This is a genomic window from Vreelandella sp. L-25, from assembly GCF_056857535.1.
Genome location: NZ_JBSXNH010000089.1, coordinates 65,065 through 85,040 on the forward strand (window position 1 = coordinate 65,065; position 19,976 = coordinate 85,040).

20 protein-coding genes and 4 pseudogenes are annotated in these 19,976 nt (G+C 55.5%); 12 read left to right on the forward strand and 12 right to left on the reverse strand.

What is annotated here, in order from left to right:
* Position 1 precedes the first annotated feature (1 nt).
* Both AC13CN_RS15460 and AC13CN_RS15465 read right to left on the reverse strand, forming a co-directional pair.
* The gene (locus tag AC13CN_RS15460) at positions 2-697 is read right to left on the reverse strand and encodes a transglycosylase SLT domain-containing protein (protein ID WP_197746063.1); all 696 of its coding nucleotides are present in this window, start codon (positions 695-697) and stop codon (positions 2-4) included.
* Between the two features lie 74 nt (positions 698-771).
* Entirely contained in the window at positions 772-909 is a 138-nt protein-coding gene (locus AC13CN_RS15465) for a hypothetical protein (RefSeq protein ID WP_483053241.1), read from the reverse strand.
* 109 nt (positions 910-1,018) lie between these two features.
* Here AC13CN_RS15465 and AC13CN_RS15470 point away from each other — a divergent pair.
* From AC13CN_RS15470 to AC13CN_RS15510, 9 genes and pseudogenes are all read left to right on the forward strand, one after another.
* Positions 1,019-1,864 (forward strand): annotated as a pseudogene (locus tag AC13CN_RS15470) (IS5 family transposase).
* Between the two features lie 421 nt (positions 1,865-2,285).
* Entirely contained in the window at positions 2,286-3,305 is a 1,020-nt protein-coding gene (locus AC13CN_RS15475) for a TRAP transporter substrate-binding protein (protein WP_483053242.1), read from the forward strand.
* Between the two features lie 218 nt (positions 3,306-3,523).
* Positions 3,524-4,075, forward strand: a complete 552-nt coding sequence (locus tag AC13CN_RS15480) for a TRAP transporter small permease (RefSeq protein WP_483053243.1) — start codon at positions 3,524-3,526, stop codon at positions 4,073-4,075.
* Positions 4,072-5,337 (forward strand): TRAP transporter large permease, encoded by a 1,266-nt coding sequence (locus AC13CN_RS15485; protein ID WP_483053244.1) that lies wholly within the window; start codon positions 4,072-4,074, stop codon positions 5,335-5,337. The genes AC13CN_RS15480 and AC13CN_RS15485 overlap by 4 nt, the downstream gene beginning before the upstream one ends.
* 74 nt (positions 5,338-5,411) lie before the next feature.
* Positions 5,412-6,578, forward strand: coding sequence for an iron-containing alcohol dehydrogenase (locus AC13CN_RS15490; RefSeq protein ID WP_483053245.1), 1,167 nt, complete (start codon positions 5,412-5,414; stop codon positions 6,576-6,578).
* A gap of 62 nt (positions 6,579-6,640) precedes the next feature.
* Positions 6,641-8,218: an aldehyde dehydrogenase (NADP(+)) gene (locus AC13CN_RS15495; RefSeq protein WP_483053246.1), complete on the forward strand. Its 1,578-nt coding sequence runs from the start codon at positions 6,641-6,643 to the stop codon at positions 8,216-8,218.
* A gap of 36 nt (positions 8,219-8,254) precedes the next feature.
* A complete protein-coding gene (lhgO, locus tag AC13CN_RS15500) occupies positions 8,255-9,451 on the forward strand; it encodes an L-2-hydroxyglutarate oxidase (RefSeq protein WP_483053247.1) in 1,197 nt (398 codons plus the stop codon).
* Between the two features lie 5 nt (positions 9,452-9,456).
* Positions 9,457-9,684 carry a nucleotidyltransferase substrate binding protein gene (locus tag AC13CN_RS15505; RefSeq protein ID WP_483053265.1) on the forward strand — a complete coding sequence of 76 codons (228 nt, stop codon included), beginning with the start codon at positions 9,457-9,459 and terminating at the stop codon, positions 9,682-9,684.
* Between the two features lie 137 nt (positions 9,685-9,821).
* A pseudogene (locus AC13CN_RS15510) lies at positions 9,822-10,121 on the forward strand (transposase); the annotation flags it as partial.
* Here AC13CN_RS15510 and AC13CN_RS15515 read toward each other — a convergent pair.
* Both AC13CN_RS15515 and AC13CN_RS15520 read right to left on the reverse strand, forming a co-directional pair.
* Positions 10,113-10,553 carry a transposase gene (locus AC13CN_RS15515; protein WP_483053248.1) on the reverse strand — a complete coding sequence of 147 codons (441 nt, stop codon included), beginning with the start codon at positions 10,551-10,553 and terminating at the stop codon, positions 10,113-10,115. The pseudogene AC13CN_RS15510 and the gene AC13CN_RS15515 overlap by 9 nt on opposite strands.
* Entirely contained in the window at positions 10,554-11,021 is a 468-nt protein-coding gene (locus AC13CN_RS15520; protein ID WP_483053249.1) for a helix-turn-helix domain-containing protein, read from the reverse strand.
* Positions 11,022-11,083: 62 nt separating this feature from the next.
* Between AC13CN_RS15520 and AC13CN_RS15525 the strand changes: the two are divergent.
* Positions 11,084-11,715, forward strand: a pseudogene (locus AC13CN_RS15525) (IS5 family transposase); the annotation flags it as partial.
* A 108-nt stretch (positions 11,716-11,823) separates the two neighbouring features.
* Here AC13CN_RS15525 and AC13CN_RS15530 read toward each other — a convergent pair.
* The 3 genes and pseudogenes from AC13CN_RS15530 to AC13CN_RS15540 all read right to left on the reverse strand — a co-directional run bounded on the left by AC13CN_RS15530 (position 11,824) and on the right by AC13CN_RS15540 (position 13,688).
* A complete protein-coding gene (locus AC13CN_RS15530) occupies positions 11,824-12,780 on the reverse strand; it encodes a LysR family transcriptional regulator (RefSeq protein ID WP_483053250.1) in 957 nt (318 codons plus the stop codon).
* Between the two features lie 174 nt (positions 12,781-12,954).
* A pseudogene (locus AC13CN_RS15535) lies at positions 12,955-13,122 on the reverse strand (IS630-like element ISHsp2 family transposase); the annotation flags it as partial.
* A gap of 137 nt (positions 13,123-13,259) precedes the next feature.
* Positions 13,260-13,688, reverse strand: coding sequence for a transposase (locus tag AC13CN_RS15540; RefSeq protein WP_483053251.1), 429 nt, complete (start codon positions 13,686-13,688; stop codon positions 13,260-13,262).
* Between AC13CN_RS15540 and AC13CN_RS15545 the strand changes: the two genes are divergently transcribed.
* Positions 13,602-14,192 carry an aminotransferase class III-fold pyridoxal phosphate-dependent enzyme gene (locus AC13CN_RS15545; RefSeq protein WP_483053266.1) on the forward strand — a complete coding sequence of 197 codons (591 nt, stop codon included), beginning with the start codon at positions 13,602-13,604 and terminating at the stop codon, positions 14,190-14,192. The two genes, AC13CN_RS15540 and AC13CN_RS15545, sit on opposite strands and share 87 nt — an antisense overlap.
* A 16-nt stretch (positions 14,193-14,208) precedes the next feature.
* Here the strand turns inward: AC13CN_RS15545 and AC13CN_RS15550 are convergent, their stop codons facing one another.
* Positions 14,209-14,508, reverse strand: coding sequence for a deoxyribodipyrimidine photo-lyase (locus tag AC13CN_RS15550; RefSeq protein ID WP_483053252.1), 300 nt, complete (start codon positions 14,506-14,508; stop codon positions 14,209-14,211).
* Between the two features lie 111 nt (positions 14,509-14,619).
* Between AC13CN_RS15550 and hmuQ the strand changes: the two genes are divergently transcribed.
* On the forward strand, positions 14,620-14,922 hold the full coding sequence (gene hmuQ / locus AC13CN_RS15555) for a heme-degrading protein HmuQ (protein WP_044630196.1): 303 nt from the start codon (positions 14,620-14,622) through the stop codon (positions 14,920-14,922).
* Here hmuQ and AC13CN_RS15560 read toward each other — a convergent pair.
* Genes AC13CN_RS15560 through AC13CN_RS15575 form a run of 4 tightly spaced genes read right to left on the reverse strand, consistent with a single transcriptional unit; the run spans position 14,891 to position 19,967 of the window.
* A complete protein-coding gene (locus tag AC13CN_RS15560; RefSeq protein WP_483053253.1) occupies positions 14,891-16,309 on the reverse strand; it encodes an amidase in 1,419 nt (472 codons plus the stop codon). The two genes, hmuQ and AC13CN_RS15560, sit on opposite strands and share 32 nt — an antisense overlap.
* Before the next feature lie 2 nt (positions 16,310-16,311).
* On the reverse strand, positions 16,312-17,583 hold the full coding sequence (locus AC13CN_RS15565) for a Zn-dependent hydrolase (RefSeq protein ID WP_483053254.1): 1,272 nt from the start codon (positions 17,581-17,583) through the stop codon (positions 16,312-16,314).
* 18 nt (positions 17,584-17,601) lie between these two features.
* A complete protein-coding gene (locus AC13CN_RS15570) occupies positions 17,602-18,432 on the reverse strand; it encodes a FadR/GntR family transcriptional regulator (RefSeq protein WP_172416585.1) in 831 nt (276 codons plus the stop codon).
* A gap of 11 nt (positions 18,433-18,443) precedes the next feature.
* A complete protein-coding gene (locus AC13CN_RS15575) occupies positions 18,444-19,967 on the reverse strand; it encodes a sodium:solute symporter family protein (protein ID WP_062363126.1) in 1,524 nt (507 codons plus the stop codon).
* Positions 19,968-19,976 lie beyond the last annotated feature (9 nt).

A 19,976-nucleotide genomic window follows, 5' to 3' on the forward strand; every position in this document is an offset into this window, starting at 1 on the left:
CTCAGCTACGACAGAACGGCCACACCTGATAGAACTTGCGGCACTGGAACTCTGCCTGGCAGCTGTTGAGCTGGGCCTGGTAGCGGTTGGAAAGGCTCGCCACTTGGCGGCCTGCATTGAGCACCTGGGGTTTACTGCGATAAGTGCCTCGCTGATAGCCGCCTGCACCCTCGTGGTAGGCGTAATAGAGGTGCTCAGGATTGTTGAGCGAAATGCCCGTTTGGGCGCGAGTGCGGGCGTTGTACCAGCCAATGAAATCGGTGGCGTGTTTCATATGCGTGCGCCGGGCAAACAGGCTGCCCGCTTGGTCTTCGTACTCGCCCCACACCGGGTCTTGAGCTTGGGCGTAACCTTTAGCGGAAGAGGGGCGCGGGCCGGGAATAAAGCCAAGGTAGTATTTGCGGTCTGGGCGTACGTGGCTACGAAACGAGGATTCCCGCTGAATGAACGCCATTTGGGTGGCGATGGGCGTTCCCCACTTCTCTTCAGACGCTTGCGCGTAGTCGTACCAGCTCGGCTGCTCGCGGAAAATCTCGCAGATATTGGTCTGATCCTCCGGTGGGCTAGGCGCAAAGGTCGCGCACCCAGAGAGCAGCAGTAGTGCCGTGACGGCCAGCCACCCGCGTAGCTTGGCGGTGGAAGAGGAAGCAGCGGAAGAGAGCGCAGAGACCCAAAAGCTATCAACAGGGCGATGCATAAGACGGTCCTTGTGGATAAGTCGTGTTGCTCACGTTTTGTGTTGTGTATTGGCGTATAAAGCGCGTTGGCCGCTTAGCGCAGCAGCGGCTCCAAGCAGCGGCGCAGGCGCTGAGCCTCGCGCACCAGCGTTTCCCCAGAGAGCATGCCCACCCCCATCACCAAGCCCACGCGGGGGTCCGAGGAAGCACACACCGGGCTTAACGGCCGCACGATTAAGTGCTCTTTTAAGGAAACACTGCACAAATCCCGCCACAGCTGTCTGGCAGCCGTCGGCGGGGTAACATCTGTTCACCTTGCCACCACCTGACCGAGCCACCCGATGAAGCAGATCTCTTTCGCCCAGGCAGAATACCAGAACGAGAAGAAGGTCACCCGCCGCGAGCGGTTCCTGGCCCAGATGGAGGTGCTGTTGCCTTGGCAACGGCTCATCGACGCGCTGTCGCCGTCTTACTTCCTGAACGCAGCGGGCAAGCGCGGCCGTCCGCCCGTCGGCCTGGAGCGCATGCTGCGGATCTACTTCCTGTAGCAGTGGTATGCGCTCGCCGACGAGGCGCTCGAAGATGCGATCTACGATAGCCAGGCGATGCGAGACTTCGTGGGTATCGATCTGGCCATCGAGAGCGTACCGGACGCGACCACGCTGCTGCGCTTCCGTCATCTGTTGGAGAAGCATGCGCTGACCCAGCGGATCTTCGAGGAGATCAACGCCCACTTGGCTGAGCAGGGCCTGCTCATGCGCGAGGGCACCATCGTCGACGCCACCTCGGCCAACGTCGCCGATGTCACCATGACCAGTGAATTGGTTCGGGATGATGATAAGCGGGTATACGGCGACGCGGGCTACACCGGCATCTGGAAGTACCTGGACGAAGAGAAGGATGCCTCGGACTCCCGGTGCTGTGTTGCCGCCAAGCGTGGCGCCATCAAGAAGATGGAAGACAGTCCCATGAAAGCGCTGCTGCTCAAGATCGAGAAGGTGAAGGCCAGCATCCGTGCCAAGGTCGAGCATCCGTTTCATGTGATCAAGAACCTCTTCGGCTACCGGAAGATGCGCTACAAGGGGCTGGCCAAGAACCAGGCGCAGCTATTCAGCCTGTTCGGGCTGGCCAATCTGGTGCTGGCGGCACGATGCGAAGGACGCGTTGACAGGGCCAGTGCGTCTTGAATCTGCCCTGCCAGCCGGATAATCCGGCTGGCAAGGGAGACAGACCACCTTCGCTGGTCAGAAAGCGACCACTGATGCAGTGAAAGCGCCATTATGAGCGTTTCAGCCGCTTAGAGACGAATTGATCAGCGGTTCCCTTACTCGGTGGTTACGGAGCTGATCGTGCGATTAATTTTGAATAGGCACTTAGCTCACTGATTTAGGAAACAACGCCGCTTCGAATTGTAGCTATAGCTTCTCAAAGTGATTTCCTTTGGTTATATGACAATCATGAATATTCATTACCATATTTCATCGTGCTGTGTAAATTGTTTGTTAAGAATAAGAAGTAGTGGGCGGCCTGTGTCATTGACTAGGTCAGCTACTTTTACATGGTGTAATTTATGCCTGTTGATCATAAATAAAACAAAAGGATGTAATTATGTTTAAACAACTGAAGTCCCGTAAGCTCTGCCAGGCCATGGTAGTATGCTCCCTGGTGTTCTCCGGTGCAGCCAGCAGTGCCGAATATCGAATCAAGCTTTCCCATTCTTCTCCCGCCGTTAATGATCGGCTTGAAGCCTCGCTGCAGGTATTCAAGCAAAACGTGGAGGCGCGAACTGATGGTGCCGTGTCCATCTCCACCTTCCCCGCCAGCCAGCTAGGGGGGGAGCGGGAGCAGCTGGAAGGTGTCCAGTTCGGCTCCATTGAGATGGCGGTGCTAGCTGGTCCCGTGTCCAGCATCTATCCTGAGGTGCTGGTTTTTGAGCTGCCTTATTTGTTCGAAAACCGAGAAGTAGCTTATCAGGTACTGGACGGAGACTTCGGCCAGAAAATTTTGGATGGCATGTTGCCTAAAACTGGCATCCGCGGCCTAGCCTGGGGCGAAAACGGCTTTCGCCATTTTACCAACAGTGTTCGTCCCATCTCATCGCCTAGTGATCTTAATGGTATGAAAATTCGTACCATGGAAAACCCGGCGCACATCCAGATGGTGGAGTCCTTCAACGCTACCGCCACGCCCATGGCCTTTGGTGAGGTGTATTCTTCGCTGCAGCAGGGAGTGATCGATGGTCAGGAAAATCCGATCTCCCTAATTGAGAGCATGCGTTTTTATGAGGTGCAGGAACATCTCACCTTGGACGGCCACGTCTATAACCCCTTTATGTTTATGGTGAACAACCGCTTTTTTGAGCGGCTGCCTGATGAGTACCAGACCGTTATTCAGGAAGAAGCTCGTAACTGGGCCAATGTCCAGCGGGAGCTTAATGCCGAGCAGGAAAATAAAGGTCTTCAAAAGCTCAAGGAAGAAGGCATGCAGGTGGTGGAGCTCAGTGATGAAGACATGCAGCTATTTAGGGAGCAAACCAAACCTGTCTATGACACCTATCGCAAGCAGCTGGGCGATGAAATTATTGACGAGCTGATGCAGGCCGTTGCTATGGCGGAAGGTCTTCAGTAACCCTCCTCACATCCAGGTGATGGATGAGGGTATCGTACTTAACGCTATCACTGTATTAGAAAACAACGTCCTGGCTTTATTTCTTTCCCTCCACTCCCTCTCCGTTCGGTTCGTAAGTAGTCGAACGGAGAGGTGAGATAGAAGAGTATTTTCAAGTGCAGGCCCATATAAAACTAGCACGCCAGTGATGATGTTATTGGCAAGAATGGTGTTTTGATATGACGATAATAGGCTTTTTTAAAAAGCTGGACGGGATCCTGACCGGTATTGAAGAGCGGCTTATCTACCTGCTGATGGCCAGCATGCTGACCATTGTATTCCTGGCGGTACTCAACCGCTTTCTGATCCAGTTGCCCATGTCTTGGTCTGAAGAGATGGCGCGCTATCTGATGATCTGGATAGCCTTTGTGGGGGCAAGTCTGGGGGTCAAGCACTCTGTGCATATTTCCGTGGATGCACTGGTGCATGCAATTCCTCCTGCTGCCCAGCGTATGATGGCTCAATTGGGTAATGTGTTGAGCTTTGCTTTTTGTGCCTGGCTTTTCTACATCGGTGCCGAGTTCATTGGTAGGTTAATGGATACAGGCCAGCTGTCACCCGCCCTGCGTATGCCCATTTACTATGCCTATGCAGCAGTGCCCTGTGGTTTTGCGCTGATGTCGGTACGTTACCTGATCAGCTTTGTTTATTTATTTTATGAAAAAAGCAGCGATGTCCGGAATGAAAGCCTGAATATCGAAGGTGCCATGGAAAGAGGAAAGCAAAAATGACATCCGCTATGTTTATAGGCATGTTCGCGCTGATGCTGTTGAACATACCTCTGGCTCTGAGCATTGCCTTTGCCTGTGTGATCGCATTCATGTTCTTTACCGATATGCCCATGTTTGTGACCGTGCAGCGTATATTCACCGGCATTGATTCTTTTCCGCTGATGGCGATACCCTTTTTCCTGCTGGCCGGCAAGATCATGGAAAAAGGTGGGGTTTCCACCCGACTGGTCAATCTGGGCGCCAGTATAGTGGGCTCAACTCCGGGAGGCTTGGCCATTATCGCCTTGCTGGCTAGCATGTTTTTCGCGTCCATTTCGGGATCCGCCCCCGCCACAGTGTTAGCCATCGGCAGCATCATGGTGCCGGCCATGATCAAGGCGGGTTATGACAAGGGATTCTCGGTGGCGCTAATGGCGGCGGGTGGCACTATCGGCATCATCATTCCGCCCAGCATTCCGTTTGTGGTCTATGGCATCTCCGCCAATGTCAGTATTGGTGATCTCTTTATCGCCGGTATAGTCCCCGGTCTGGTGGTGGGTGGGTCGCTGATTGCCTATGCCTTTTATTACTCCAGAGCACGGGGCTATCGGGGAGGGACACCCACCAGCTTCCCTCATTTTATCGACTGCCTGAAAAAATCAGTGCTTGGTCTGGCTATGCCAGTGATTATTCTGGGCGGGATCTACAGCGGTGTTTTTACTCCGACCGAATCCGGTGCTATTGCCTGCGTCTATGGCCTGATCATTTCCTTGTATGTGTATAAGGAACTGAAGCTGGCTGATCTGAAAGAGATCTTTGTATCGTCCGGGGTGACTTCATCCATGGTGCTTCTAATTATTGGTGCTGCCAATATCATGGGTTGGGTGTTAACGACAGAGCAGTTTCCGCAACAGGTTTCCGACTGGATTTCCAGCCTTGGTGCCGAGACAGTTTGGTTGTTGATTGCTATTAACGTGATGCTACTTTTGATCGGGACTTTCCTCGAGCTGAACGCCGCCATCATATTGCTGGTGCCAATACTGTTGCCGATACTTTTAAATGAGGGTGTTAACCTCATTCACTTTGGTATCATTATGATCACCAACTTGGCGATCGGCTTGCTGACACCACCTCTGGGGGTCAATCTCTTTGTTGCCAAGAGCCTGAGTGATACCACCTTTGCGCTGATCGTCAGAAAAGTTTTCCCGCTGCTACTGGTGATGATCGTCAACCTGTTGCTGTTTACCTTCTTGCCTAAAATCTCGTTGCTGTTTGTCGACTAGGAGCGTCGGCCCGGCTTGACCGGGCCCGGAATTATTGACTGGGGCAAGCCCCAAATCCAAACAAAGAGGATGTTATGCAAAACTTCAATTTTTACTTCCCCACTACGCTCAAATCCGGCTTTGGTCTGATAAAACAGTCCGGCAACTTACTTAAGCCTTATGTGCAGGAAAAATTGTTGGTAGTGACAGATCAGGGGCTAATTGATGCCGGCGCACTGAATGGTTTTTTTGCGTCCCTGGAACAGGCGGGCGTAAATTATCACGTTTACCAAGATGTACAGCCAAACCCCGCCGTTGAAGTGATCGAAGACGCATTGGCCGTTTTGAAACGCACCGGCTGTGATGCGATCGTGGGTGTAGGGGGGGGGAGCAGCATCGATACCGCCAAGGCAGTGGCTGCGATGGCCACTAACCCGGGCAGCATTCTCGACTATGAGGGCTACGACCGCCTGGTTAATGCTCCCATGCCACTGTTTGCCATTCCCACGACCTCGGGTACCGGAAGCGAGTGCACCGCCTCTACAGTGGTGACCAACCCGGCAAACAAGTTCAAAACTGCCATTATCAGCCCTTTGCTGTTTCCGAAGCTGGCGATTCTTGATGCGGAACTGACCCTCAAGTTACCGCCGGCCATTACCGCTTCGACCGGCATGGATGCGCTGACTCACGCCATTGAGTCTTACGTATCCAAGCAGGCAAACCCCATCAGCCGGGCCCTGGCCATTCAAGCGATCGTCATGATCGCGCAAAATCTGAAAAAGGCCTATTTTGTGGGCACAGATGCTGAGGCCAGGGATAACATGTTGGTAGCTTCCTTCCTAGCAGGCCTGGCCTTTTCCCAGTCCAAGCTGGGTAATGTACACGCCATTTCCCATACTTTTGGCGGCATTTTCAACATTCCCCACGGCGTGGCCAATGCCGCCCTGCTGCCCTATGTGGTCAAGTTCAACCTGCCTGCCTGCCCGGGTCTGTTCCGGGATATCGCTGTCGCCATGGGCGAAAATGTGGATGGCCTGGATGAGCAGGCTGCCGGCAGCAAGGTGATCGACGCCATTTTCCGCCTGAACCAGGCCATTGATATTCCGCTGAATGCCCAGGAGTTGGGCGTTGATCTGGCAATGCTGCCGCAGATGGTAGAAGACTCCATGCGCAGCGGCAACGTGCTGGTCAATCCCCGCCTGACTCGAGCCGCCGATATCGAGCAGATCATCACCGATGCCTACCACGGCAAGCTGGACTGAGCCCTGGCTACCGAACTGCGGGAGCAGAACTACCTGTGAAACGAATGATTGAGGAAAAGCAGATGTTGTTAACTGGAGAAATGCTGATCGGCCAGCAGGCTGTAGCCGGCAGCCGTGAACCCATTTATGCCATCAACCCGGCCACTAACGAGCAACTGGCACCGGCCTATCATGGCGGGACCAGCAAAGAAGTGGAGCGCGCCGCCCAGCTGGCCTGGGAAGCCTTCGACCACTTCCGCGAAACCTCCCTCGACACCCGTGCCGGCTTGCTGGATACCATTGCCAGTGAGATCGAGGCCCTGGGGGATACCCTGATCCAGCGCGCTATGACGGAAACCGGTCTGTCCCAGGCCCGTCTTGAAGGCGAGCGGGCTCGCACCTGTAATCAACTGCGGCTATTCGCCGAGGTGGTACGTTCCGGCGACTGGCTGGATGTGCGCATCGATCCGGCCATGCCGGAACGCCAGCCGATGCCGCGAGTTGATATGCGCCTTCGTCAAATCCCTGTTGGACCCGTTGCGGTGTTTGGCGCCAGCAACTTTCCGTTGGCCTTCTCGGTAGCCGGTGGCGACAGCGCCTCGGCGCTGGCCGCAGGCTGCCCGGTTATTGTCAAGGCTCACTCTGCTCATCCCGGTACCTCCGAGCTGGTGGGACGTGCGGTGCAAAAGGCGGTGGCCCAATACGGCCTGCCCGAGGGGGTGTTCTCGGTATTGTTCGGTTCCGGACGGGAAGTAGGCGCCATCCTGGTGGCCGACCATCGTATCAAGGCAGTAGGCTTTACTGGCTCCTTCAGCGGCGGTACCGCACTGATGCAGATTGCCCAGCAGCGCAAGGAGCCGATCCCGGTATTCGCCGAGATGAGCTCCAGCAACCCGGTGTTCTTGCTGCCGGAGGCTCTCAAGGCCCGGGGCCAGGAGCTGGCCGAGGCCTTTGTCACCGTGCTTAACAATTGCGCTGGACAGTTCTGTACCAGCCCGGGGTTACTGATCGCCGAGCGCAGCGAGGCACTTGATGCCTTTGTGGCCCGGGCTGCGGAGCGTATTGAACAATGCCCGACTCAGACCATGCTCACCCCCGGCATCTTTGATGCCTATGAACAGGGTGTGAATGCCCTGATAGCCAATGCCAGAGTGCGGCAAGTGGCCCGCGCCGGGGAAAGTGCGGCTCCCAACCAGTGCCGTGCAGCCCTCTTTGTAGTGGCTGCGGCGGATTTTATCGCCGATGAAAGTCTGCATCATGAAGTATTTGGCTCCGCAGCCCTGGTGATCGAATGTGCCGATCAGGCTGAAGTTCAGCAAGTTGCTGAGCGTCTCGAAGGCCAACTCACCGCCACCCTGCAGCTGGATGACGCCGATATGGACGTGGCCCGCCGGTTGCTACCGGTGCTGGAGCGCAAGGCTGGCCGAGTATTGGCCAACGGCTGGCCACCCGGGCTGGAGGTGGTCCACGCTACCGTGCACGGTGGTCCCTTCCCGTCAACCTCCGACAGCCGCACCACCTCGGTGGGTAGTGCCGCCATCGTGCGTTTCTTGAGGCCTGTGTGCTATCAGAACTTACCCGATATCCTGCTGCCAGCTGCCCTCAAAGAGAGTAATCCGCTGCAGCTCAAGCGGCGTTATGACGGCAAGTATGAATACTGATCCCCTATTCCTCTGATGCTAATTAAAGAGGATTACATGTACGATTTTATTATCGTCGGCGGCGGCATCCTAGGCATGTCGACCGCCATGCAGCTTAAGCAGGTTTACCCCGACAAGCGCATGCTGTTGCTGGAAAAGGAAAGTGGACCGGCCCAGCACCAGACTGGCCATAACAGCGGTGTGATCCACGCTGGTGTTTACTATACCCCAGGTAGCCTCAAGGCAAACTTCTGTCTAAAAGGCAACCTGGCCACCAAGGCGTTCTGCGAGGCGAATGATGTGCCCTTTGATGTCTGCGGCAAGCTGCTAGTGGCCACCAGTGAGCTTGAAATGGAGCGGATGAAGGCATTATGGGAGCGTACCGCCGCCAACGGCCTTGAGCGGGAGTGGCTGTCGGCCGGGGAACTGGCCGAACGCGAGCCCAATATCACCGGGCTGGGCGGCATTTTAGTGCCCTCCAGCGGCATCGTTGACTACGGCGCGGTCACCCGGGCTATGGCCGATCAGTTCAAGCGTATGGGAGGCGAGATCCGTTATAACAGCCAGGTCACCGGCCTGGAAGAGCGCCGCGATGGAGTGGTGGTCAAGACCAGCAGCGACGAGTTTACCAGTTGCTACCTAGTCACTTGCTCTGGGCTGATGGCTGACAGGGTTATTCGCATGCTGGGACAGGATCCGGGTTTTACCATTTGTCCGTTTAGGGGTGAATACTACCGGCTGCCGAAACAGCACAACGACATCGTCAATCACCTTATCTACCCCATCCCCGATCCGTCCATGCCGTTTTTGGGAGTACACCTGACCCGTATGATCGATGGCAGTGTCACAGTAGGGCCCAACGCCGTGCTGGCGTTCAAGCGCGAGGGCTACCGCAAGCGTGATGTGTCTCTTGTCGATCTGGCGCAAATGTTCAGCAACCCCGGCATTCTTAAGGTGCTGGCCGCCAACCTGCGCCCGGGCCTTGCCGAGATGAAGGACTCCCTGTACCGGCGCGGCTACCTCGAGCGGGTACGCAAATACTGCCCGAGCCTGACCATGGCTGATCTCGAGCCCTATCCGGCTGGGGTGCGCGCTCAGGCGGTGTCCCGGGATGGTAAACTGGTGGATGACTTCCTGTTCGTCAACACAGCCCGTACGGTTAACGTCGGCAATGCTCCCTCTCCGGCGGCGACTTCGGCATTGCCTATTGGTACGTACATTGTCGAACAGGTCAAGGTGATGGTAGAAGGCTAAACGAGATTTCGGCCAACATACTGCGGGAATGCCTGCAAAAGGCTTGTGTCGCCCACTGGTTGGACGATGAAGGCGAATGGCTCTCCATGCTCAAGGACCGCAATTTTACTCTGCATTCCTACAAGGAAGAGGTAGCATGGGATATCTACCGGCGACTGCCGGATCACCTGGCCGCCATGCAGGCGCTGCACCAACTGCTCAGCCAGCGTTTTGGCGGTAGCGCCGGCGAGTAGAGGTGGATTGCGTCACTCGGAACAAAAAACGGCGGCGAGTTGCTTTTTTGTTCCGTCCGGCGTTGTTTCCTAAATCAGTGGACTATCTGTCTTACCCATGATCTGATCATCTGACGAACGGAATGGGAGGCAGACCGATGGGCAAAGCACGACACAACATTAGCAACTGGCGGCAGTACAACCGGGCCTTGGTCAATCGCGGCTCACTAACCTTCTGGATCGATGAGCAAGCCATCAAGCAATGGCATTGCCATCAGCACCATGGTCGCCGCGGCTGCGGTTTCCACTACAGTGATAGTGCCATTGAAACGGCACTGATACTCAAGGCTTTCTTCGGCTTGCCGTTACGGGCGCTGGAAGGGTTCATCAACTCCATTTTTCAGCTGATGGATGTGCCGCTGACCTCACCCGGTTACAGCAGTAAGTGCCTATTCAAAATTAATCGCGTGATCAGTTCCGTAACCACCGAGTAAGCAGTGTACCTCTTCACGTAGACGTTCAAACGAGAGATAGGCACTCAAAGGCAGCCAGGTGTACTTCATCTGCCGCCACAGAATCTCTATCAGATTCAGCTCTGGTGAGTAGGCAGATAGATCAGATGCACACGTTGCGACATCCATGCGCCTAAAGGCCTTGAAGCGATGCATGCTGGCATTGTCGAGCACCACAACGGCGAAGGTGTCTGGATCCTTCTGGATCACAAACTGGTCAAACGCTTCTATGACCGTTTCCGTGGTCACTGTCTCGGTTGTCGTGTGATAGGCCAGTTTTCCGGCTCGGCTTAAGAATCCCAACACGTTTAGCCTTCGGCTGCGGGAGTAGGCAGTGACTTCCCAGGGCTTGCCGATAGGGCTCCACGCATACGGCACCTACGACGCTTGTGAAAAACCTGATTCATCAAAGTCATAGAGCTCGTGCTCGCCTTGGTCCTCTCGCTCGTGAAGCGCTTTCATCAGGTCTTGCGTTTTGCGAAAGTCCGTTTCGTCACGCTGGGTCTTGAGTGAATGCCGAATGCAGGCGCGAATCTGATGGGGATGCTCGGCTACCAACGCTTGCAGTCGCTTGTGATCGTGTTCATCGAGGGCGGGTGTTCGTCTACTACGTGGTTTGTCGATGAGACCATCCAAACCGGACACTTCCCATTGCTTGAACCATCGTGATACGGCATCGCGGCGAACCTGAAGTATCTCACTGATTTGGTTAATCGTATGGCCTTGGTCACTCAGTAGAATGGCATGCGCCCGACGACGGAGAGCGCACTTCTCGCCATGGTGATAGGCGGAGGTTAGCGTCTGTTGTTCAGGTTCAGTGAGAGGGGCAACGAAGCGTTTTTCCATGGTTCTGTCCGTGTCAGAAATCCTGGCATGGATGTTGCGAGAAAACTTTAGATTAGGCACTTATCAGAAAATGCGCCCAGACCGTGAACGTAAAGTACCGCTTGCCCAGCAAGGGCACGGTCACTCGTCTGGTCACTGACGCCACCGGATTGAAGGTGTTCGGTGAAGGCGAATGGAAACAGTACAAGCACGGCAAGGATAAGCGCCGGGTCTGGCGCAAGTTGCACCTGGCTGTTGATGCCCGCACCCACGAGGTCATCGCCGCTGAAGTTAGCCTGGAGAACGTGGCCGACAACGAGGTCTTGCCGACCTTGCTTAACCCACTACGCCGCTGGTTACATCAGGTGTCGGGTGACGGCGCTTACGATACTCAGGAATGCCATCAGCTCTTGCTCAAAAAGGCAGCAAAGCGACCATCCCACCGCGCAAAAATGCCGGTTATTGGGAAGATGGACATCCGAGAAACGACGCCGTGACGGCACTGAAATCAGGAAACCTTGCTGAGTGGAAACGTGCCTCTGGCTACCATCAGCGGTCGCTGGCAGAAACGGCGATGTCCCGTTACAAACAGCTGGTGAGCCCCAAGCTCAGTCTGCGTAACTACAACGGCCAGGTCGGTGAAACCCTGGCTGGGGTGAAGGTCATGAACAAAGTCATAGGACTTGGTATGCCTGTTCGCCAGCCGGTCAGTTAAGAGCATCAAGCCCAATAGGGACAGGCTTTCTCGGCTCTGATTTGATCAACAATGCCACTATTTACCCTAAGGTACCGGGTAAAACGGCGAGCAGGGTAGGACGTTTGTTTACCCTTGCCAGTTGTCTGGGTCATAGGTTTTTCCTATGTTAAGATAAAGCTGGGAGATTAGTAAATGGGCTGCAGGGGTCAGTTGAGCGCCCTGCCGTTTGACGATGTCACAGGCGCTCATTGATGGGGTGATATCTATATCAAGTAAGGCAACCAGCTGATTTTGGGCAAAAAAGCGTGCTACGTCCTCTGGTAGGGCGGCAGCCAGGCTCGGATCCTGTTGCAATAGCATAATGGTGGCTATAGCCGAGGAAGTCTCTAGCGAAGGTTGAATCGGTTCTAGACCGGATTGCTGCAGTTCGCGTTCAATGGCATGTCGCATCGGCATATTGGCGGTATAGAAAATCCACGGATAGCTGGCAAGTTTGGAAAAATTAAGGCCCTTTATCCTGGCCAGTGGGTGTTGGATATGGGTCACCACGGCGATAGGCTCATCACTGAGCGGCAGACTATCGGTAGCGGAAAGCTTGTGTCCCATGGCGGGCCGGCATAGCGCGAGATCAAGGCGTCCTTGAGCAAGCTGGTTCATCAGGTTACCGCTATTGTCTTCAAAAATTTCTATTGAGAGTGACGGCTGTTCCTTCCGCAACTCATGCACGGCCTTGGTCAGTAGCGGCATGGCTCCCATGACGGCCCCAACGGCAATGTGGCCTCCGGTACCCTCAATCAGCCCCGTGATTTCCTCTCTCATGTGCGCAATATCATTACAAATCAAACGGGAATAGCGGGTAACGCAGCGCCCGGCTTCATTGGCAACTATGCCTTTTGAGGTGCGCTCAAACAGCGGCATGCCGATGGAAACCTCGATTTCTTGCAGGACCTTGGTTGCCCCAGGCTGAGAGATTGAAATCGCCTTGGCTGCTTTGTGCAATGAGCCGTGATCCTCGATGGCCACTAGCAACTGCATATGTTTCAGACGCAGGCGGGAGAGAATAGAGGTTAATGATGGCAACATGAGGTGTCTTCCGCAGTGGTGAGCAATCTTATCTGCTGGTGAAGCCTATAAGACCACGGCATACCGGCTGACGCTCACCGTTACCACAAGGGAGCATGCCTGGATGATACCTGCGAACTACGTCTGGTTGAAGGTCAATTCCTCATTTCTATCCCCGATGACAGATATAAGTGCCTATTCAAAATTAATCGCGTGATCAGTTCCGTAACCACCGAGTAAGCGGTGTACCTCTTCACATAGACGTTCAAACGAGAGATAGACACTCAAAGGCAGCCAAGTGTACTCCATCTGCCGCCACAGAATCTCTATCAGATTCAGCTCTGGTGAGTAGGCAGACAGATAGGGAGCCGCTGATCAATTCGTCTCTAAGCGGCTGAAACGCTCATAAGGGCACTTTCACTGCATCAGCGGTCGCTTTCTGACCAGCGAAGGTGGTCTGTTTCCCCTGCCAGCCGGATTATTCGGCTGGCAGGGCAGATTCAAGACGCACTGGCCCTGTCAACGCGTCCTTCGCATCGTGCCGCCAGCACCAGATTGGCCAGCCCCTTGTAGCGCACCTTCCGGTAGCCGAAGAGGTTTTTGATCACATGAAACGGATGCTCGACCTTGGCACGGATGCTGGCCTTCGCCTTCTCGATCTTGAGCAGCAGCGCTTTCATCGGACTGTCGTCCATCTTCTTGATGGCGCCACGCTTGGCGGTAACACAGCACCGGGAATCCGGGGCATCCTTTTCTTCCCCCAGATGCTTCCACATGCCGGGGTACAGGGCGAAGGCGGCTTTTACATCGCCTCCCCGGGCTACCTGAAAGCCCTGCGCGCCCTGTGCGACGAGCACGGCATTCTGCTGATCGCCGACGAAGTGCAGTCCGGCTTCGCCCGTACCGGCAAGCTGTTTGCGTTGGAACATAGCGGCATCGAAGCGGACATTCTCACCACCGCCAAGAGCCTCGCCAACGGCATGCCGCTTTCTGCCGTGGTCGGCACCGCCAAGGTGATGGACGCCTCCGGCCCCAACTCTCTAGGCGGCACCTACAGCGGCAACCCGCTCTCCTGCGCGGCAGCCCTGGCGGTGATTGAAGCCATCGAAGAAGAGAACATCTTGGCCCGCAGCGAGCAGATGGGCAAAATGTTGGCCGAACGCTTCGCCGTCTGGGAAGAGCGCTTCCCCGCCGTCGCCTACGGCCGCCAGCTCGGCGCTATGGCCGCGTTTGAGCTGCTCAACGGTGAAGGCAAGCCCGACCCACAACTCACCGGCGTGCTCTGCGCCAAAGCTCGCGAGAAAGGCCTGATCCTGCTGTCGTGCGGCTTCTACGGCAACAGCATCCGTATTCTGGTACCGCTGACGGTGTCGTCTGCGGTGTTGGAGGAAGGGTTGAGTATTATTGAGGAGTCGTTGGAAGCGCTTCGCTAGTAGCGTTTAGGCAGTACTAAGCCCGTCCATTGTCAGGTAGCGTAAGCTGTTGGCGATGGGCGGGCTTTTTGTGGGTAACTGCAAGGTTGGTGGAGCGCTTACGGCCCAGGGTGTCGAGCGCCTGGGCCAGGTCAACTAGCGAATCGGCGGCAAACTGCCAGTGGCGTAGGGCGCTGTCGGGTGCTTGCCTCTGCCCAGGCTCGATGGCAAATAGCGGCAGCACCGGGCCCGCCGCTGCGGCGTTGGCCAGCGGTGCGTGATCGTGAATACGTAAATCGCGTTTGAACCAAACGACCTGAAGGGGTGCCTGAGCCATTAGCCGTAACGCCTGTTCGTCACTTATCTATTCGTGATGCAGTGATGACGTTACCATCAAGCGATTGTTTGCGTAACTAACTGAGTCACACCCGCCCGCAGGAGAGCCACTATGTATATCGCCATGAACCGTTTTCGGATTGCCCCAGGCCGCGAAGAGGATTTTCTAGAGGTATGGCGCAACCGCGATTCCCACTTGGACGAAGTGCCGGGCTTCAAGCAGTTCCAAATGCTGCAGGGCGAAAGCCAGGAAGACCACACCGTGTTTATCTCCCACAGCGTGTGGGAATCCGAAGAGGCCTTCCGCGCCTGGACAAAGTCAGAGGCCTTCCGCAAGGCCCACGCCAACGCCAAAGCGCCAGAAGGCATCTACCTTGGCCCGCCTAAGTTTGAGGGGTTTGAGGTGGTGTTGTAGGCGGCGTCAACGGTGGCAAATAGCGTTCAAGTAACTGGGCCGCATGCAGTACCTTGAGGTCTTGATATTTACCTGCCACTAAGTGCAAACCTACCGGCAGCCCCTGGTTGTCTAGCCCGCAGGGAAGGGAAGCCGCGGGCTGTTGGGTCAGGTTGAAGGGATAGCTGAACGGCGTCCAGTCCATCCAATCTCGATAGTGCTTACCCGATGGTACGTTGTGGCCCGCCGCAAAGGGTGCAATGGGCATCGTAGGCGTTACCAGCAAATCATAGCGTTCTTGAAAGGCGGCCATGTGGGCGGTCAATTCGCTGCGCTCACGCCGGGCGGCGAGGTAGGCGGAAAGCGATACGTCTTGCCCGCGTCGTGCAATCTCCAGAAAGCCAGGATCAAGCGCTGCCTGCTGCTGTTCGTTCAGTTTTTCGAGTGCCTGCGTAGCCCCCGCAAACCAGAGCGTATTAAACGTTTTAAGCGGATCGCTAAAGCCTGGGTCTATGCATTCTACGGTGGCCCCCAATGCTTCTAAATAAGCGATGGCTTCCTCAACTCGCTGGGCAATATCTGGTGCTACCTCTACGTAGCCAAGATTGGCGCTAAACGCGATGCGCCATCCACTGAGGCTTGCTGGGGGCGGCGTGAGCCAGTCTGGCCCGGTGGGGTTTCCAGCGTAACCATCCCGAGCATCGGGCTGGGCCATGACGCTGAGCATGAGGGCGCTATCACGTGCAGTGCGCGTCATAGGCCCTAGATGAGACAGCGTACTCATGGCGCTGGCAGGCCACTGAGGCACCCAGCCGAAAGTAGGTTTAATACCAAACGTGCCGGTAAAGCTGCACGGAATACGGATGGAGCCGCCCGCGTCGCTGCCTTGATGAAGTAGGCCCAGGTTAAGCGCCGCGGCTGCCCCCGCGCCGCCGGATGACCCTCCTGGCGTTAGCTCAGTGTTCCAAGGGTTGCGGGTGATGCCGTGCAGCGGGTTATCGGTGACGCCTTTCCAACCAAATTCAGGCGAGGTGGTTTTACCGACCACAATGGCCCCGGCATTGCGTAGGTGACGGCTAATGGGCGCATCTACCTCCCAGGGGCCATCCGGAGCCGTGGTGGTGGAACCCAGCCGTGTAGGCAGGCCTTTGGTTAGGGTTAAATCTTTGATCGTCACTGGAACCCCGTCTAGCGGGCCGCAGGGGGTACCTGCTTGCCAGCGTCGAGCGGATTCTGCCGCTAAACGGCGTGCCTCTTTACCGTTAGTACAGGTGAAGGCATTCACCTTGGGGTTATCCCGCTCAATACGCGTTAAGCAGTCTTCCACCAGCGTTTCCGGCGAGAGCGAGCCCTCGCTGAAACGTGCCAATGCATCAGTTGCCGTCAGGGTTTCAAAGGTATCCACCATGGTTACTCCCCACTTTTCACACCGGCCGCATTGAGCATGGCGTGCAGTAAGACGTTACAACCTGCGTGGACGTGCTCGGGGGTGGCGCTTTCAATCTCGTTATGACTAATGCCATCTTTGCAGGGAATAAAGATCATGGCAGCGGGGGCGACACGGCCAATAAACATCGCATCGTGCCCGGCTCCGCTGATGATATCCATGTGTGACAGCTGCAGCTTTTCAGCGGCTTGTCGCACGCTATCCACGCATGCTTTATTGAAATGCTCAGGTGCAAAATCTGCGGTGGGGGTGAGCTCGTATTCCAACCCGTGACGTTGGCAAATGTCTTCAACGGCGGCCGTCACCGCTTGGCCCATAGCGATTAGGGCGTCGGGTTCCCAGTGGCGCATATCCAGGGTCATTTTGACTTGGCCGGGAATTACATTGCGCGAACCTGGGTGTAGCGTCATACAGCCTACCGTGCCGCGCCCGTGGGGTTGGTGCTCATGGGCAATTCGGTTGAGCGCTTGAGTAACTTCTGCGGCCCCCATCATGGCATCCCGACGAAGATTCATTGGGGTGGGGCCTGCATGGGCTTCAAGCCCTGTGAGGGTTAAGTCGAACCACTTCTGCCCAAGCCCACCGATGACAACGCCAATGGTGGTGTCGGTATCTTCGAGAATGGGGCCTTGCTCAATGTGTGGCTCAAAATAGGCTTTGATCTCGTTGGGTGAGACCTCATCACTACCGCGATAGTGAATCGCGTCTAAGGCATCGCTGACCGTGACACCATCGGCGTCGGTGCGCGCCATCATAGCGTCAAACGCCAGCTCACCAGTGAATACCCCGGAGCCCATCATACAGGGTGGGAATCGGCAGCCTTCTTCGTTGGTCCACGCGACCACTTCAATCGGCGATTGTGTGGTGATGTTGTGCTGGTTTAGGGTGCGAATCACTTCAAGGCCAGACATGACACCGAAGCAGCCGTCGTATTTACCGCCGGTGGGTTGGGTATCTAAGTGGCTGCCCGCCATGACGGTTTTGGCGCTGGGGTCGCTGCCTTCCCGGCGGGCAAAAATATTGCCAATATTATCAATGCGAATCGTACATCCTTCAGCACGACACCACTGAATAAACAGATCGCGGCCTTGGTGCTCTAAGTCGGTCAGCGCCTGGCGGTTCACGCCGCCCTTCGGCGTGGCCCCTAGCTTGGCCATCTCCATGAGCGACGCCCAAAGGCGGTCGCTGTCAGTATGCAGGTTGGACTCTTTGATGGGGGTAACGTAGGTATTCATCTCACTCTCCTCGCAAAGTTAAACGGATGTGTTTTCCGTTAGTAAGTCGTGCAGCTTGGAACGGTGATTCTGATGATTGGGTGAGTCGTTGCTGACCAGCATCTGTACCGCCATTTCTGCTTCCAGTGCACTCATGTGATGTTCAGCATCGGCCATGTGCTCGGCCATGATCTGTCGCACACGCGGGGCATCTTCAGCGCGGTAGGCATCCACTAGCTGGCGGTGGTAATCCTGATTGGCGTGGTCGAATTGCTTTCGCTCCGGGACGTACGCTTTTTTGATCACCACCAAATCGCGCAGCATGTCGTTTAAGAACTGACACATAAACGCGAGCAATGGATTCGGGCAGGCGCGGGCCAGCAGCTGGTGAAACTCCAGCTCTAGAAAACGTTGGTGCCGGTGATCCTCTTCATGACTCGCACGGCAGGCGCAGGCCGACATATTGGCTTCCAAATGTTGGAAGTCCTGCTCGGTGAGCTTACCCACCACGGAAGCCGCCAGTTCTACTTCCAGCAGTTTGCGTAACTGGTACACCTGCTTGCCATCCAATTGCTGGAAGTGCAGAAAGTTACGCAGCATGCGGCTGGCGGGCTCCATGCTGGGCTGATTAATGACCGCGCCTCCTTTAGGCCCGGTTTTTAACGTGATGAGCCCCTCAACCTCTAAGATCTTGAGCGCTTCGCGCACGGTGCCCTTAGCGCTACCGTAAAGCTCCATCAGCGCTTTTTCATTGGGCAGCCGGTCACCTTCCCCCAGTGACTCTGCGGCGATCCAGCGCTTAATGTCGTCGCTAATCAGCTCGGCAAGCTTGGGTCGGCGCGGCGAGGTTGAAACAGGGGCTTGAGTCATCAACCCACTCCTTATTGGTGGTTAGCGCTATTGGTGATTTCTTGCGTATAAGCGGGTAAGCGCTCTGGGTGGTACTCGGCATCATAGTCATAGCGTGCTTGGGTAAAGCGTTCCACGACCGCTGTGTCGCGTCGATGCAGCGCGTGGCTGAGCCCAACAAACAGCGCAGCATTCAGCAATAAACCCCAGATACCCGCATGGTAGCCAAACGGTGCGCTGAGCGGGCCAAAGGTCATGAGTAGCACGCAGGCAACGCCCGCCCACAAACCCGCCAGTGCAGCGGTGGGGTGCGCTTTTTTCCAGGTGATGGCCCCTATGGTGGGAATGATCAACTGCGCGGTGCCCGCCAGTGCTGCAATACCAATCGTGACCAGTACGCCAGGTACGGTAAGCGCCATGATATAAGCGGCCAATGAGAAGCCCACCAGCGATAAACGACCGATATACACAATGCGCGCTTGGCTTGCGTCACGATTGACATAGCGTTTGTAGATATCCATCGTCACCACGGTAGACACCGCATGGATCTGCGAGTTAGCGGTAGACATAGCGGCTGAAGCACCGGCTGCCATGATCAGTGATGCGAGTAGGTAAGGCGCATACTCCATCAGCATAATGGGCAGGATCTGGTCCGGGTTCTCTACGTTGGGTTCAAGCAGCACGCCTGAATAGCCAGACAGCACCGAGCCTACATAGGCAAAGGCCGCCAATCCCAGCAAGAACGGCATCAAGTTAAACAGTTTGCCGTGTTTCACCGAGTACATACGCAGCCAGATTTGCGGGCCCATAAAGGCACCAATGGCGGTAATAGCAAACAGCGAGAACCACATGGGGTAGCCCATCGTGCCGTTAGGCCCAGGCATGGTGAGATGGTCAGGAGACGTTTGCTGAAGCTGACTAAATAGCGCTGTTGGGCCACCTACTTGGCTGGAAATGTAGTAACCGGCATACAGCATGCCGAAGAATAGCAGCGCACCATAAATAACGTCGGTCCAGGCGATAGCGCGGATACCGCCAATCCATACGTAGATGATAATAATGAAGTAAAACAGCAGGGCGGCGAGCCAGAAAGGAATTAATCCGCCCGAGGCGACCTCGATTAAATAAGCGCCGCCAGTGAGCTGGATCTGCAGATAAGGTACGGTAAAAATCAGCGTAATAGCGGCAACGGTAATGCGTAGTGCCTCGCTATTATAAAAATCACCAATTAAATCTGAAGGTGTTAAATAATTGAATCGTTTACCTAAAAACCAAACCCGTTTGCCTATCCAGTAATACATAAAGCCAAACAGGAGGTTCCAGGCTAACGCCGTCAGAAATACCGGCCCGTTGGTATAAAACGTGGCATTAGAGCCGAGGAACGCAAACGCACTCCACCAGGTTGCCGCGACGGTGAAGAAGACCGCGATACTCCCCATGGCACGGCCTTGAACAAAAAAGTCCTCGCTGGTTTCTTGCGATTGACGCGCGGATAAAACCCCCACCATCAAGGGGATTATCATAAAAGCTGCAATAATTAATAAGCTACCGGTCATGGTGAACCC